Raw genomic sequence first — 15,726 nt, forward strand, 5'->3', positions numbered from 1 at the left:
TGTTCGCCGAAGCGGCTTGCCGCCCCCGCGCCCCGCCGTGCTATATAGGGCCAACTTCGAAAGCATTGCGACGACCATGCCCCGCCGTTTCTCCCGTCTGCCGCTTGCGGCCCTCCTCCTGGCTTCCGCCCTGACCGCCTGCTCCTCGACCAAAACCGAGGACCAGTATGTCGAGCGTCCGGCCGAGCAGATCTACCAAGAGGCCGACGCCGCCATGCGGGAGGAGCGGTTCAAGGTGGCCGCCAAGCTCTATGACGAGGTGGAGCGCCAGCACCCCTATTCCGAATGGGCGGGCAAGGCGCAGATCATGGCGGCCTACGCCCATTACCAGGATCTGAAGTACGACGACGCGATCCTGGCGCTCGACCGCTACATCCAGCTTCATCCGGGCAGCCCCGACGTCTCCTACGCCTACTACATGCGGGCGCTGTCCTATTACGAGCAGATCACCGACGTCCGCCGCGACCAGCGCATGACCCGTCTGGCGCTGGACGCGCTGTCGGAGGTCGTGCGCCGCTTCCCGGACAGCCAGTACGCCCGCGATGCCAAGATCAAGATCGACCTGACCAACGACCATCTCGCCGGCAAGGAGATGGAGGTCGGGCGCTTCTATCTGAATCAGGGTCAGTACACCGCCGCCATCGGCCGGTTCCGCACGGTGATTGAAAACTACCAGACCACCTCCCACGTCCCTGAGGCGCTGCACCGGCTGGTGGAGTGCTATCTGGCGCTGGGAATCACGGACGAGGCGAAGACCGCCGCCGCCGTGCTCGGCCACAACTTCCCCGGCAGCGAATGGTACACGGACAGCTACGCACTGCTGGTGGACGCCAACGTGCGTCCGGAGCGAAACGAGAAGTCCTGGATCAGCAGAGCCTGGAGCTCCCTGTTCTAGGACGATCCATGCTGGCATCGCTGACGATCCGGGACGTCGTCCTGATCGAACGGTTGGGGCTGGGCTTCCGCAAGGGCCTGTGCGTCCTCACCGGCGAGACCGGTGCGGGCAAGTCGATCCTGCTCGACGCGCTGGGCCTGGCGCTCGGCGCGCGGGCCGATTCGGGCCTCGTCCGCCACGGGGCCGACCAAGCGTCGGTGACGGCGGAGTTCGATCTGTCCGGCGACCATCCGGCGCTCGCCATCCTCAGGGAGCAGGGGCTCGACCCCGAGGAACGGCTGGTCGTCCGCCGCACCGTCAGCGCCGACGGACGCAGCCGCGCCTGGGTCAACGACCAGGCGGTCGGCGTCGGCCTGCTGAAGCGCCTGGGGGAGGAGCTGGTCGAGGTCCATGGCCAGTTCGACACCCACGGCCTGCTGAACCCACAGACCCACCGCGGCGTTCTGGACGCCTACGCAGGACTGTCCGCCCAGGCCGTCCAGGTCGCCGCCGCCCATCGCGCCTGGAGGCAGGTGGAGGACGCGCGCGCCAACGCCGCCGCCGAGATCGCCCGCGCCCGTTCGGAGGAGGAGTATCTCCGCCACGCCGTGGCCGAACTGGATGCCCTCGCCCCCAAGGCCGGCGAGGAGGAGGAACTGGCCGAGACCCGTGCCGTGCTGATGCACCGGGAAAAGCTGGTTGATGCCCTGAACGCCGCCTATGGGGAGCTGTCGGGCGACCGCGGGGTGGAGCGTGCTCTGTCCTCGGCCATCCGCACGTTGAGCCGCATCGCCGACAAGGCCGCCGGCAAGCTCGACCCGGTCATTGCCGCCCTGGACCGCGCCGCGACCGAGGCGGGGGAGGCCATCGCCGGTCTCCAGGCCGTGTCCTCCGACGTGGACATGGACCCGCAGGCTCTGGAGAAGCTGGAGGAGCGGCTGTTCGCCCTGCGCGCCGCCGCCCGCAAGCACGGGGTGGACGTGGACGCGCTGGCTCCCCTGCGCAAGGACATGGCCGACCGGCTGCTGCTGATCGAGGACCAGGGCGATCTGCTGGCCCGCCTCGCCCGCGAGGCGGAGGTCGCCCGCGACGCCTACCGCAAGGCCGCCGAGTCGCTGAGCCGGGAGCGCCAGCAGGCCGCCGGGCGGCTGGACGCCGCCGTCGCCGCCGAACTCGCCCCGCTGAAGCTGGAAAAGGCGAAGTTCCGCACGCTGGTCGAGCCGATGGGCGACGAATCGGACTGGACCGCCGCCGGCATGGACCGCGTGGCCTTCCAGGTCGCCACCAACCCCGGCTCGCCGCCCGGCGCGCTGAACAAGATCGCCTCGGGCGGCGAGTTGGCGCGCTTCATGCTGGCGCTGAAGGTGGTGCTGGCCCAGACCTCGACCGTCGGCACGCTGGTGTTCGACGAGGTGGACACCGGCATCGGCGGCGCCGTCGCCGCCGCGGTGGGACAGCGTCTTTCGACGCTCGGCAACGGGCTTCAGGTGCTCGTCGTCACCCACAGCCCCCAGGTCGCGGCCCGCGGCTCGATTCACCTCAAGGTGCAGAAGTCGGTGAAGGGCGAGCAGGTGACGACCGGCGTGGTCGAGCTGGACGGCGACGACCGCCGCGAGGAGATCGCCCGCATGCTGTCCGGCGCCACCGTCACCGCCGAGGCCCGCGCCGCCGCCGACAGCCTGATCGCCGGGCGGGGGTAGCGGAACGCCTCTATCCCCTCTCCCCAGAGGGGAGAGGGGTAAATCCCCCGTCCAGGTCACAGCAATCGCCCGCAGCGGTCATACGGCGGCCACAGCAAAAGCCGCATAGTCCAGCCTTGCGCGTCCGGAAACGGGCGCCGTTCGCCCAAAAACGAACAAGGTTGGCAAGATGTCGAACAGCTCCGCTTCCACCGGCAACGTCGTTGTGATCGACAGCGGCCTGTCCTCCGCCTGGAACACGGGCCGGCTGGTCTACCAGCATGACTTCTACGGAAACGACAACGACGTCATGGTCGCCAACGCGAACACGCACGGCGCCCTGGTCACCGCGGAGATCCTGGAGAACGCGCCCGACGTCGGCATCATCGCGCTGAAGGTCATGCCCGACGACGGCAGCGGCGCCAGCGAGGCCAACATCGAGAAGGCCCTGCAATGGGTCGTCGCCAACGCCGACGCCTACAACATCACGGCGGTGAACCTGTCGCTGGGCGGCGGCGCGCAGACGACCGCGGCCACCACCACGATCTCCGACGAGCTGGCCGCTCTCGCCGCCAAGCGCGTGCTGACCGTGGCCGCCGCCGGCAACAGCGGCGACGGCGGGGCGACGCAGACCGTGTCCAGCTACGCGGCCGACGTGAACCAGATCTGCGTTTCGGCCTCCACCGGCGACGGCGCCTTCCCGTCCTGGGCGCAGCGCAGCCCGTCGCTGACCGACGTCTGCGCCGACGGCACCGACGTGCGGATCACCAATCTGTCGGGCGTCACCTACACGGCCAACGGCTCCTCCTTCGCCGCGCCAGCGGTCACCGCGGCGGTGGCGAAGGCCCAGCAGGCGTGGGTGGAGCAGACCGGCACCCGGCTGACCCAGTCGGAGTTCCTCGATCTCGCCCGCAGCACCGGCAAGGCCATGGGCACCGCCGGCTACTTCGAGTTGGACACCGACGCCCTGCTGGCCAAGATCGCCCAGTCCGCGCCGGTCCCCACGGCGCAGAGCGCCACGACGATCACCGTCAATGCCTCCGGCGCGCCGGCCGGCGGGGTGAACGCCCATTTCAAGCTGCTGGTGGACGGCAAGACGGTGGGGCAGGCCACGGTGGATTCGGCGGCCAAGGACTACAGCTTCACCACCAACCTGACCGCCGACCAGGCGCACAAGGTCCAGGTCCAATACGACAACGACGGCTTTGTGAACGGGCAGGACCGCAACCTGTTCGTCAACAAGGTCACCATCAACGGCGCCGCTCACAGCCCGACCGCCGCCAACGTCACGTACGACAAGGGCGCCCTGGACGGCAAGGACGTGGTCAAGGGCCAGTCCTCCATGTGGTGGGGCGGCACGCTGGTGGTCGATGCCCCGGCGAAGGATTTCCCGGCCCAGACGGCGCCCGCCAACACGGCGATCACGGTCAACGCCTCCGGTGCCGCGGCCGGCGGGGTGAACGCCCACTTCAACCTGCTGGTGGACGGCAAGGCCATCGGCGGCGCCACCGTCGGCACGGCGGCCAAGGACTTCACCTTCGCCACCAACCTGACCGCCGATCAGGCGCACAAGGTCCAGGTTCAATACGACAACGACGCTGTGGTGAATGGGCAGGACCGTTCGCTGTTCGTCAACAAGGTCACCATCAACGGCCATGCCGTCGCCCCCACGGCGTCGAACGTCACCTATGACAAGGGCGCGCTCGACGGCAAGGACGTGGTGAAGGGGCAGGCCGGCCTGTGGTGGAACGGCACGCTGGTCGTCGATGCCGACAAGTCCTGGTTCCCGTCCGCCGGGATAGGCGCCGTAGCGTCGGCCCTGTCGGCGGGTCATTCCGCAGCCCAATCCGCTGATGGCCAGGACACCGTGTGGCAGCATCTCGTCGCGCAGGGGCTGGAGGCGGCTCCATCGCACGGGGACCATGCGACATCGCTTTACGACGTCGTCCCGCCGGTGGATGCCTACGCCCACGCCGCAGCGCTGCTGGAGCATCACCCCGACCCGCTGCATCCGCTCGACGCCGTCTGACGGCCTCGTCCCGGCGGTCTCCCGTTCACGAAGGCCCGCTCCGCCTCGTCCTTTCCGGTGGTGTCCTCCCGGTGCCTGCCTTCGCGGGCGCCGGTGGCGCCCCCGCCGAACGAGGAGGAGCGATGCCCAGGGAGAAATTCATCGGGAATGACCGCCACCACGACATGGCGTGCCATGTCTTCGCCCTGTCCGGCGATCCCGATGCGGCCGCCGCGATCAACACACGTTACGCCAGGCTGGGCGATCTGCTCTTCGGGGTGGAGGACGTTCCGGTCGACGACGAGGTCGCCGATGGGCTGGCGGTGGTCACCAACAACGACATCTGGACAAGTCCGGGGGCCGGCCAGCCTCCGGCGCAGGTCGCGCCGCGCAGCCTGACCCTGCTGTGCCGGGAGTTCGGGTTCACACCGCAGGAGGGCAGTGGAATCCGCCTGTGGGGCCGCTTTCTTCCGGGACAGGTTCTGCCGCAGCACATGTATGTGACCACGCCCGGCGGCAGGATCTGGGACACCATGCCGGAGATGCCCGTCTATCGCCGCATCAACAAGGACGGGCGAAATCCCGGAGCCGAGGGTGACGCTCCGAATGGGCAGGACATCATGCTGGCCCCCGACGAGGTCTTCAGCATCGAGGTCGCGGCGCTGGCTCCGAAAACCCGGGAGATTATCGAGACCCCCGACGACCAGTGGGAAAAGGACATCGAGGACGCCGATGCAGGCCAAGCCGAACGGAACGGACAGGGAGCGGGCGGCGATTTCATCGGTGATGAGGACGAAAACGCCCTGAACGATTCCTGATCCTCGGTGGTCGGGGGCGGAACGGCGTGCCGGCCGTCCCCAAGGCCGCGCCTCCGATCCCGTGCCAATGGCCCGGTCACGCCGCAACGCGCAGGGACATCATGTGCGACAGGAACTTGTCCAGCGCGGCGCGCAACTCATCCGCCGTCCCGGTCAGCCGCGCGGTGGTGTGGAAGGCGTCCTCGACCGACGCCATGACCGATCGGGCTCCGTCGGCGAGGTGCCCGGCCTCGTCGGACATGCGTTCGGCGGACTGGCTGGCTTCTTGGATGTTCTGGGCGATCTCCCGGGTCGCGTCGTTCTGCTGGCCCATGATGGACAGCACGTCCTGCGAATGGGTACGCAGCGCTCCCACCACCGTGCCGATCCCGGCGATCTCGTCGCGGGTCCGGCCCGTCGCGCCGTCGATTTCCTGAAGCAGGCGGGTGATGTCCTCGGTCGCCCCGGCGGTCTGCTTGGCGAGCTGCTTGACCTCCGCCGCCACCACGGAGAAGCCGCGCCCGGCCTCGCCGGCTCGGGCCGCCTCGATGGTGGCGTTCAGCGCCAGCAGGTTGGTCTGGTTGGCGATGGCGTTGATCAGCTTCAGCGTCCCGCCGATCCGCCCGGCGATCCCGGCCAGGGCGGTGACCGCCTCGGTGGAGCGCTGGGTGGCGGCCTGCGCGTCGTTGACGATGGAGCAGGCGCCTTCCATCCGCGACACCACGCTGTGGTTGGTGGCGGTCAGTTCCTCAGCCGCCGCAGCGATGGCGCGGGCGTTGCTGGCGGTGCCGGAGACCGCGCTGGTCAGATGCTCCGTTCGCACGCCGGTGTCCTGGGCGATGTCGCGCACCGCGCCGGTGGCCGCGTTGACCGCCGCCGCCGAATGGCCGACGGTCTCGATGGCGCCCTGCACCGTACCCCGGAAATTCTCCGCCAGCTCGACCAGCATCCGGTTGGTCATGGTCATCACGGCGGTGCTGTAGGCGTCGAAGGACAGGTCGAGGTCGAGGAAGATCGCGGTCTCCACCGCCCCCATGATCTTCATGGCGCGCGGCGCGTCGCGGCGGTGCCGTTCGCCGATCAGCGCGCCCACCCGTCCCATGACCAGCCGGTAGGCCCCGAAATACCAGCGCGGGTGCAGGCCGATGCGGTAATGCGCCTGGCCCACCGCCTTCACGCGCGTCAGGTAGACGTCGTCGAAGCTCCCGGAAAACAGATGACGCCAGTGGTTGACCTGGGCATCCTTCAACCGCTCGACGGATTTCCCATCCAAGATCTTCCGGAGTTCCGGAATGGCGAGTAGGTGGTCGTAGAAGTCTTTGAGAATGACGGGCAGGTGAGGCTCGGCAATGCTCCAGGCCTCCTTCAGAAGCGTGGCCGTCTCACCTCCAATCCGCAAAAAGGAGAGGCGTTCCTGAACGCCGCCTTGAATGCCGCCTTGATTGCCACTGTCCATGGTGTTCGTCTCTTTGTTCTTCGTTGGCAAGCGTCGGAATACGGCTGGACCGGGGCTCCTCCCGGCTGATCGCCGCTCGGTTATCACCATGCGGGCATCATGGACATGACAATTTTAACGATTGGTTTCATACCCTATTGCAGCTTCGTAAAATATTGGTCTTATCGAATTCTGGAGAATAAAAAGTGCAAGTCGGGATAATAATATAATTTCCACGGCCTTCCCTTGGCGCAGGTCATAGGAAATAAGGCGACCGCACAAGTCTCTGGAAAATTACGCAAAGCTGCCGCGCGACGGCGCTGGCATGCCGTCTGGGGATTCATTGCCGAAACGTTTTATTACTCTCGTACGCGACAAGCGGGCGCAGGCTTATGCCAGTCTCAGGCGGCGCTCTTCCAAGGCTGCCAGCCGCCCAGACGAAGTCCGACCGCGATGCCCGTGAAGGGAATCCTCAACTCCAGATCGCGGGGCTGGAAGAAGGTCAGGCGCTCCGGCGCGCCGGTGGGGCCGTATTCCAGGCGGGCGCCCTTCGGCTCCTCCGCGAACTCGTCGCTCATCACCTGCCAGATCTCCAAGTCGTCGCCGTGGTTGGAGATCTTGTACTGGCCGCAGCGCCAGACCGGGGCCTCGCCCACGCCGCCCTCGACCACCTTCTTGTCGCCGTCCATCTTCACGTCGCCCACGCCGGCGGCCCGGCCCGACATGGACGGCCCCTGGCTTTCCGCGCGGAAGCCCAGCCGCAACCAGGGGGAGCGGGTGCGCGGGATCATGCGGCGCAGCAGGCGCGCGTCTTCCGTCGCGAAATGGGCGGGATCGTCGTACAGGATGCGGTCAAGCGCCGCGGCGATGACGAATCGATCGTCGATGGTCAGGCTGCCGGCGGTCGCACGGCTGGTCGGCTCGTTCATACAGCACATCCGTTCACGGGCGCCGGCTCATCATACACGCAACCCTCGCGCCCCCGCACCTCTCAAGGTCTGCGGTTTCAAGGTTGGTGCGATCGGGACCAAATGCCAGACCGGCACAGGCCGGACTCCACGGCACGCCCCTGCGGCGCTATGCTGCGCCCCCGGCGGCGCCCGCCGATCCAGCGCCGTCCTTATGAGAAGGCACCGAAGAGACCCGCCATGAACGACCTGTTCGATACCCCCGCCGCGCTCCGCAGCATCCCCGTGGAGGAGCTGACGGTGGAGCAGGCGCAGGCGGAACTGGCCGCGCTGGCCCAGGAGATCGCCCACCACGACCGGCTCTACCACCAGCAGGACAAGCCGGAGATCTCCGACGCCGCCTACGATGCTCTGGTCCGGCGCAACAACGAGGTCGAGGCGCGCTATCCGGAGCTGCGCCGGGCCGATTCGCCCTCGCTGCGCGTCGGCGCCGCCCCGGCGGCGGGCTTCCGCAAGGTGCGGCACGCCCTGCCCATGCTGTCGCTCGGCAACGCTTTCGAGCCGGAGGAGGCGCACGAGTTCGTCGCCCGCGTCCGCCGTTTCCTCGGCCTGTCCGACGACGCCCCGCTGGAGTTCGTGGCCGAGCCGAAGATCGACGGGCTGTCCTGCTCGTTGCGCTACGAGAACGGCCGGCTGGTCCTGGCCGCCACCCGCGGCGACGGGACGGAGGGCGAGGACGTGACCGCCAACGTCCGCACCATCAAGGACGTTCCGCAGACCCTGGAGGCGCCTTACCCCGCCGTTCTGGAGGTGCGCGGCGAGGTCTACATGAACCGCGACGACTTCCTGGCGATGAACCGCGCCTACGCGGAGCGGGGGGAGGACCTGTTCGCCAACCCGCGCAACGCCGCCGCCGGGTCGCTGCGCCAGAAGGACTCGAAGATCACCGCGTCGCGCCCGCTCTGCTTTTTCGGCTACGCGCTGGGCGAACTGTCGGAGCCGATCGCCGACACCCAATGGGGCATCCGCGAGCGGCTGCGCGGCTGGGGCTTCTCGCTGAACCGCCCGGCCAACCTGTGCGACGGCGCCGAGGCGCTGCTGACCCATTACCGCAAGATCGGGGAGGAGCGCTCGGCGCTGCCCTTCGACATCGACGGGGTGGTCTACAAGGTCAACAGCCTGGAGCTGCAGCAGCGGCTGGGCTTCGTCAGCCGGGCGCCGCGCTGGGCCATCGCCCACAAGTTTCCGGCGGAGCAGGCGCAGACCCGGCTGAAGGGAATCACCATCCAGGTCGGCCGCACCGGCGCCCTGACTCCGGTGGCGGAGCTGGAGGACATCACCGTCGGCGGCGTGGTGGTCAGCCGCGCCACCCTGCACAACGAGGACGAGATCGCCCGCAAGGACATCCGCATCGGCGATCTGGTGACGGTTCAGCGGGCCGGCGATGTGATCCCGCAGATCGTCGGGGTGGTCGAGGGGCAGCGCCCGGACGACGCTGTGCCCTACGTCTTCCCCGACCATTGCCCGGTCTGCGGCAGCCTCGCCGTGCGCGAGCCGGACGAGGCGGTGCGCCGCTGCACCGGCGGGCTGATCTGCGCCGCCCAGGCCAAGGAGCGGCTGCGCCATTTCGTGTCGCGCAACGCCTTCGACATCGAAGGGCTCGGCGAGAAGACCATCGAGGAGTTTTGGGAGGACGGGCTGATCCGCTCCCCTGTGGACATCTTCACGCTGGAACGCCGGGTGGAGGCGGGGGAGATCGCCATCCTCGGCCGTCCGGGTTGGAAGGAGAAATCGGTCGAGAACCTGTTCGCCGCGATCAACCAGCGGCGCGAGCGCATCGACCTGCACCGCTTCATTTTCGCGCTGGGCATCCGCCACATCGGCGAGGTGACGGCCAAGTCGCTGGCCCGCCAGTACGGCTCGATCGACGGCTGGCTGGAGGGGATGGAGCGCGCCGTCGCCAACATGCCGGGCGAGGCGTGGCGCGACCTGCACGCGCTGAGCGGGCTCGGCCCGGTGAAGGCCGATGCGCTGCTCGCCTGGTTCGCCGACCCGGAGAACCTGCCGAAGCTGGACTTCTACGCCGGTCAGGAGGCGCTGCGGCTGGACAGCGTCATCAAGCTGCTGGGCATCAAGAAGGTGGACAGCCGCGCCGCCCAGGCGCTGGCCGAACGCTACGGCACCCTGGCGGACTGGAAGGTGGCGATGGTCGCCGCGGTCGGCGCGCAGCCCGGTCCCGGCTGGGGCGAGTTGGTCGCCATCCCCGACGTCGGCGAGGTCGCCGCCGAGGAGCTGGCCGGTTTCTTCCAGGAGGAGCGCAACCGCGCCATCATCCACGACCTGCGCGCCGCGGGCGTGCGGGTCGCCGACGCCGAGCGCCCGAAGGCGGCCAGCGGCTCCCCCGTCGCCGGCAAGACGGTGGTCTTCACCGGGACGCTGGAAACCATGACCCGCACCGAGGCCAAGACCCGCGCGGAGTCGCTGGGGGCCAAGGTCGCCGGCTCGGTCTCGGCCAAGACCGACTACGTCGTCTGCGGGGCGGATGCAGGCAGCAAGGCCGCCAAGGCGCGCGACCTGGGCGTGACCATCCTCAGCGAGGAGGAGTGGGCGGAGCTGATCGCCGGTTGACGGGGGGCGGTAGGGGAGGGGCGGCGCGGCTGAGTGCCGCGTTGGCGCCCCTCGCCGCCGGTTCCATAAAGGGTCAAAGCGCCATAAGAAGAACGAGACGGGGGGTCGCTATGGGCTCCATTCAATGGTCGCGCTGGGTGGGCGTCGGCATCGGAGGACTCGATGATGATCATCGCGTTCTCGTGGACATCGTCAACAAGCTGGGCGCTGACGAAAACCGCGCCTCTCCTGACGTCATCGAAGCGATCCTCGACGAGCTGATCCATTACACCAAGGATCACTTCGCACGTGAAGAAGCGCACATGGCCCAGGCCAATTACCCGACCTTTACCGCGCACAAGGCCCTGCACGATGCGCTGACGCGGAACGTGGAATCCTACCGCGAGCGCTTCCACGCCCAGCGCGACACCATCACGGGTGACGAGGTGTTTGAATTCTGCGCCGACTGGCTGGGTCAGCACATTCTGAAGGAAGACACCCGCTTCGGCGCCTACGCCGCGGAGCGGTGAGTGAGTAACCCTCTCCCCTCCGGGGAGAGGGAAGGGGCCCGCGCCGTAGGCGTGGGAAGGGTGAGGGTGTTTCCAAGGATAAGCGCTTTGATCCTCGCGCGCCCCTTACCCGCCCGCTGCGCGGGCACCCTCTCCCAAGGCGAGAGAGGGGATTTCGATGGCGCTACCTCAGGCGAAGTCTCAAAAACACCACATACAATATTGATATAATTCAATATTTCTGCGCTTTTGGGAAAGCGGCGCAACAATCACATCCTTCCACTCCCGGAAGGGGAGGGGAGTGCGCGAGACTCGCCTCGCGCGAATCCGAGAGGGGAGGGGAGTGCGCAAAACGAAAATGCCCTCCCCGGAAGGGGAGGGCAGGGGTAACGCGACGCTGTGAGGCGCGTATCAGGCGACCGCGAGCCGCTCAGCCGCGTGCCAGACGGCGCCCGGCAGCGCCGTGCTCGGCGGGGTTTCGTAGCACCAGGCGCTGGTGTCGGCGAACAGCGCGCGCAGGAGCTGGTTGTTCAGGGCGTGACCGGAGCGGACGCCGTGGAAATGCCCGATGAACATCGCGCCGGCCAGATAGAGGTCGCCGACCGCGTCCAGGATCTTGTGGCGAACGAACTCGTCGTCGAAGCGCAGGCCGCCTTCGTTCATCACCTCGTCGCCGGAGATGACCACCGCGTTGTCCAGCGAACCACCGCGGGCGAGACCCATCTTGCGCAGCCCCTCGACCTCGTGCAGGAAGCCGAAGGTGCGGGCGGCGCTGATCTCGTCGCGGAAGGTCTCGGCGTCCAGTTCCACCTCGTGGCTCTGCTGGGCGATAGCCTTGCTGGCGAAGTCGATCTCGAAGCTGAAGCTCGTCGTGTGGTCGGGCGTGAAGGTGGCGGTCTTGTTGCCCTCGGTCACGGTGACCGGCTTCAGGATGCGGATGGCGCGGCGCGGCGCGTTCTGCGACACGGTGCCGACGCGCTCGATCGCCTCCACGAAGGGAGCGGCGCTGCCGTCCATGATCGGCACCTCGATGTTGTCCAGCGTGACCAGGGCGTTGTCCACGCCGCAGCCGGCCAGCGCCGACATCAGATGCTCGATGGTGCCGATGGTGGTGCCGTGGGCGTTGCCGATGACCGTGCACAGCTTGGTGTCGACGACATGGTCCCAGCGCGCCGGGATCACGGCGGCGGGGCCGCTGAGATCGCTGCGCCGGAAGACGATGCCGGAGTTCGGCTCGGCCGGGGAAATCGTCAGGGTAACCGTCGCGCCCGTATGCAGCCCGACGCCCGAGCAACGCACCGGCTTCGCCAGGGTACGCTGCAGCATGCCTTCGGTCTTGATGCGATTCTGAGCCACGGTGTCTGTCCCGTTTCAATCTTGGTCTTGTGCGGTCGGTCCGCGACTTGTCGGCGATCTCCATCGGGAGCGGGGCCGGTCATCGCTTATGACTGCATATGCTAGGTATCACTGGCCCCTATGGAGGACAAATCACTCTTTGTTACCGTTTGTTGCAGGGCGGTAGAGCACCGTCGCCGGACGCGAAACGGGCGTCCCCCAGACACGAAAAGACCGCCCCCGGAGCGTTCTTGCGAAGCTCTGGAGGCGGCTGAAGTCTAACAGGTTGTGGATGCCCGCCGATGCCGCTTCGAAAGAGGCGGCGGCGACCGGCGGGTTGCTGTTGCCCTCAGATCAATTGGGCCAGCCTCTGTGACGCGTCAGTTGGCCTGACGGCGCAGGAAGGCGGGGATGTCCAGCGCTTCCTCGTCGATCTTCTGGGTGGCGCCGTCGACGCCCATCGCCTGCGGGCGCGGGGCCTGGGCCATCGGTTGCTGCGGGGCGGCCATCGGCGGCTGCGGCATCACCGGCTGCTGGTGCTGCGGCTGATGATGCTGGGGCTGATGGTGATGCTGCGGCTGATGCTGGGGCTGATGCTGCGGCTGCGGGGCCGGCTGCGGCGCCGGTTCGGCCTTGCGGCCGGCCAGACCGGTGACCAGGCCGAACAGGAAGTTCGGCTTGCGGGCCGGCGGTTCCGCCTGGGCGGCGGCGGCGAGCTGGCTCGACATCGGCACGGAGGGCATCGGCTGGCGAGGGCCGGGATCGGCGGCCTTCGGTGCGATGAAGTGGCCATCGCGGCGCTCGCTGTGCAGCGGACCGGCGGCGACGTTGCGGGCCGGAGCGGTTTCCACCGGCTGCATGGCCTCGTGGCCCATCGGCATGTGCGGGTGGGGCGCATGCTGCGGGGCGTGCTGGGCCATCGGGTCGACCGGATGCTGGGCCGGCTGCTGAACCGGAATGTGCTGCTGGACCTCGGCCGGATGGACCTGCGGCTGCGCGACTCCGCCCATCGGGCGCGGGGCCAGACCGGCGCCGGGGATCGCCGGGGCGACCGGACCGGAGGAGGCGAGCGGCGCCGGGGCGGCCTGGGTCAGACCGGCCGGGCCGGCGGGCTTCTTGGCGCCGCCATTGCCGCCGTTGCGGTCGGAGACCAGCGAGAGGTTGACCGGGTGCAGGGTGCGCGGGTTGGACATGGCCGCGGCGTCGATGCCGGTGGCGACCACGGACACGCGCATCACGCCGTCCAGCGAGCTGTCGAAGGTCGAGCCGAAGATGATGTTGGCGTCCGGATCGACCTCGTCGCGGACGCGGTTCGCCGCCTCGTCGACCTCGAACAGGGTCATGTCGTAGCCGCCGGTGATGTTGATGAGGACGCCGCGGGCACCCTTCATCGACACGTCGTCGAGCAGCGGATTGGAGATGGCGGCCTCGGCGGCTTCGATGGCGCGGCGCTCGCCGCCGGCCTCGCCGGTGCCCATCATCGCCTTGCCCATCTCGGTCATCACCGAGCGGATGTCGGCGAAGTCCAGGTTGATGAGGCCGGGCATCACCATCAGGTCGGTCACGCCGCGCACGCCGGAATGCAGAACGTCGTCGGCCATCTTGAAGGCGTCCGCGAAGGTCGTCTTCTCGTTGGCGATGCGGAACAGGTTCTGGTTCGGGATGATGATCAGCGTGTCGACATACTGCTGCAGCTCGGCGATGCCCGATTCGGCCAGCCGCATGCGGTGCGCGCCCTCGAAATGGAAGGGCTTGGTCACCACGCCGACGGTCAGCAGGCCGCGCTCGCGGGCCGCGCGGGCGATGACCGGGGCCGCACCCGTGCCGGTGCCGCCGCCCATGCCGGCGGTGATGAACACCATGTTGGCGCCTTCGAGGTGACCGATGATCTCCTCAAGCTGCTCCTCGGCGGAGGCCCGGCCGACGTCCGGCTTGGAGCCGGCGCCCAGGCCGCGGGTCATGGTGGTGCCGAGCTGGACGCGCTTCTCGCAGAGCGAGCCCTTGAGGGCCTGCGCGTCGGTGTTGCCCACGACGAAGTCCACGCCTTCCAGGTTGGACTTGATCATGTTGTTCACGGCGTTGCCGCCGGCGCCGCCGACACCGAAGACGGTGATGCGGGGCTTCAGTTCGGGTTCGATGCTGGGGATGGTCACGTTGATCATTCTATGGCCTCCACAACCTTTTCATTGGTTCGATGTTTTGCGTCGCGGGTTCGCCCCGGTTGGATCCGGGTGGTGTTTTTAGGCAGGAATGCCGTGGTGCGGCGGGAGCCTTTTTGGGTTCGGTTTAAAGGTTCTCCCGCAGCCACAGGCCGACGCGCCCGAAGAACCCCGTGCCGGCGCCAGCCTCATGGCCCGCCACGGGAAGTTCCGCCGGATTGCGCACGGCGTGGAGAAGAAGGCCCGCGGCGGTCGAATAGGACGGACCGCCTTGCGCCTCGTTCAGACCGGTGATCCGCGTCGGTCGCCCGATGCGAACCTGTTTGTCCAGGATCAGCTGCGCCAGCTCGCGCATGCCCGGCAACTGGCTGGCGCCGCCCGTCAGGACGACGCGCCGGCCGACCAGCTTCGCGTAGCCGGAATGCTCCAGCCGCGAGCGGACATGCTCGAAGATCTCCTCCAGCCGCGGCTGGATGATGCGCACCAGATAGGATTTCGGCAGGTTGTTGGCGCCGAGGCGCTCCTCCTCGCCGACCTGGGGGACGTCGATCATCTCGCGCTCGTCGGCGGGGCTGGTGATGGCGCTGCCGTGCAGCGTCTTCATGCGCTCCGCATGGACGACCGGCGTGGTCAGCCCGCGCGCGATGTCGTTGGTGACGTGGTTGCCGCCCAGCCGGATGCAGTCCGACCAGACCAGCGTGCCTTCGGAGAAGACCGAGATCGTCGTGGTGCCGCCGCCCATGTCGATGCAGGCGGAGCCCATCTCCATCTCGTCGTCGACCAGACAGGCGAGACCGGACGCGTAGGGGCTGGCGACCAGACCCTCGATGTCGAGGTGGCAGCGGGCCACGCAGGTCTGCAGGTTGCGCACGGCCCCGGCGGGCGAGGTGATGACGTGGGCCTGGACGCCCAGCCGCTCGCCGTACATGCCCTTGGGGTCGCGGATGCCGCGGCTGCCGTCGAGCGCGAAGCCCACGGGAATCGCGTGGACCAGCGCCTGGTCCGGTCCGACCTGCAGGCTGCGGGCGTGGGCCAGCGCGCGGCGGACGTCGCTCTCCGTCACCTCCTGGCCGGAGACGGGGACCTCGGCGTTGAAGCCGTGGGAGATCGGGGAGGACACGTTGACGATCACGTCGCGGATCGTCTCGTTGGCCATCTGCTCGGCCGCGTGGACGGCGGCGCCGATGGAGGTCTCCGCCGCTTCCATGTCGATGATCGCGCCGGCGCGCACGCCCGTGGCGATCTGGTGGCCGATCCCCAGGATGCGCACGGCCCCCGCATCCTCGACGCGGGCGATGAGGCAGCACACCTTGGTCGAGCCGACGTCCAGCGCGGCGATGGTCCCGCCGCGGGTGGCTCGTTTTGGCTTTTTCGCCCCGTTGAAGCCCATGTTCAGCACAACCCTATGGCCTCGA

Annotated in this window: 12 protein-coding genes; 7 read left to right on the forward strand and 5 right to left on the reverse strand. The window is 68.3% G+C overall.

Going from position 1 to position 15,726, the window contains the following annotated elements; genetic code table 11:
• Positions 1-76 precede the first annotated feature (76 nt).
• The 4 genes from H0B54_RS02725 to H0B54_RS02740 all read left to right on the forward strand — a co-directional run bounded on the left by H0B54_RS02725 (position 77) and on the right by H0B54_RS02740 (position 5,379).
• Positions 77-895 (forward strand): outer membrane protein assembly factor BamD, encoded by an 819-nt coding sequence (locus tag H0B54_RS02725; RefSeq protein ID WP_094301953.1) that lies wholly within the window; start codon positions 77-79, stop codon positions 893-895.
• A gap of 8 nt (positions 896-903) precedes the next feature.
• On the forward strand, positions 904-2,574 hold the full coding sequence (gene recN / locus H0B54_RS02730; RefSeq protein WP_188259122.1) for a DNA repair protein RecN: 1,671 nt from the start codon (positions 904-906) through the stop codon (positions 2,572-2,574).
• Between the two features lie 169 nt (positions 2,575-2,743).
• Positions 2,744-4,582, forward strand: coding sequence for a carbohydrate-binding domain-containing protein (locus H0B54_RS29620; RefSeq protein ID WP_246472237.1), 1,839 nt, complete (start codon positions 2,744-2,746; stop codon positions 4,580-4,582).
• A gap of 122 nt (positions 4,583-4,704) precedes the next feature.
• A complete protein-coding gene (locus tag H0B54_RS02740; RefSeq protein WP_188259123.1) occupies positions 4,705-5,379 on the forward strand; it encodes a hypothetical protein in 675 nt (224 codons plus the stop codon).
• A 76-nt stretch (positions 5,380-5,455) separates the two neighbouring features.
• On the opposite strand, the gene H0B54_RS02745 is transcribed toward H0B54_RS02740, so the two are convergent.
• On the reverse strand, positions 5,456-6,757 hold the full coding sequence (locus H0B54_RS02745; protein ID WP_188259124.1) for a protoglobin domain-containing protein: 1,302 nt from the start codon (positions 6,755-6,757) through the stop codon (positions 5,456-5,458).
• Between H0B54_RS02745 and H0B54_RS30380 the strand changes: the two genes are divergently transcribed.
• A complete protein-coding gene (locus H0B54_RS30380) occupies positions 6,662-6,883 on the forward strand; it encodes a hypothetical protein (protein WP_188259203.1) in 222 nt (73 codons plus the stop codon). The two genes, H0B54_RS02745 and H0B54_RS30380, sit on opposite strands and share 96 nt — an antisense overlap.
• A 311-nt stretch (positions 6,884-7,194) precedes the next feature.
• Here H0B54_RS30380 and H0B54_RS02755 read toward each other — a convergent pair whose 3' ends face one another.
• Positions 7,195-7,722 (reverse strand): hypothetical protein, encoded by a 528-nt coding sequence (locus tag H0B54_RS02755; protein WP_188259125.1) that lies wholly within the window; start codon positions 7,720-7,722, stop codon positions 7,195-7,197.
• Positions 7,723-7,941: 219 nt separating this feature from the next.
• Between H0B54_RS02755 and ligA the strand changes: the two genes are divergently transcribed.
• Both ligA and H0B54_RS02765 read left to right on the forward strand, forming a co-directional pair.
• The gene (gene ligA, locus H0B54_RS02760) at positions 7,942-10,329 is read left to right on the forward strand and encodes an NAD-dependent DNA ligase LigA (protein WP_188259126.1); all 2,388 of its coding nucleotides are present in this window, start codon (positions 7,942-7,944) and stop codon (positions 10,327-10,329) included.
• Positions 10,330-10,439: 110 nt separating this feature from the next.
• Positions 10,440-10,838, forward strand: a complete 399-nt coding sequence (locus H0B54_RS02765; RefSeq protein WP_188259127.1) for a bacteriohemerythrin — start codon at positions 10,440-10,442, stop codon at positions 10,836-10,838.
• A 390-nt stretch (positions 10,839-11,228) separates the two neighbouring features.
• On the opposite strand, the gene lpxC is transcribed toward H0B54_RS02765, so the two are convergent.
• The 3 genes from lpxC to ftsA form a co-directional block, all read right to left on the reverse strand.
• Complete coding sequence (gene lpxC / locus H0B54_RS02770) at positions 11,229-12,173, reverse strand: UDP-3-O-acyl-N-acetylglucosamine deacetylase (RefSeq protein ID WP_188259128.1); 945 nt, start codon at positions 12,171-12,173, stop codon at positions 11,229-11,231.
• 359 nt (positions 12,174-12,532) lie between these two features.
• Entirely contained in the window at positions 12,533-14,314 is a 1,782-nt protein-coding gene (gene ftsZ / locus H0B54_RS02775) for a cell division protein FtsZ (RefSeq protein ID WP_188259129.1), read from the reverse strand.
• Positions 14,315-14,438: 124 nt separating this feature from the next.
• The gene (gene ftsA / locus H0B54_RS02780) at positions 14,439-15,701 is read right to left on the reverse strand and encodes a cell division protein FtsA (protein WP_188259130.1); all 1,263 of its coding nucleotides are present in this window, start codon (positions 15,699-15,701) and stop codon (positions 14,439-14,441) included.
• Between the last annotated feature and the right edge of the window lie 25 nt (positions 15,702-15,726).

The organism is Azospirillum tabaci (genome assembly GCF_014596085.1).
Lineage (GTDB): Bacteria > Pseudomonadota > Alphaproteobacteria > Azospirillales > Azospirillaceae > Azospirillum > Azospirillum tabaci.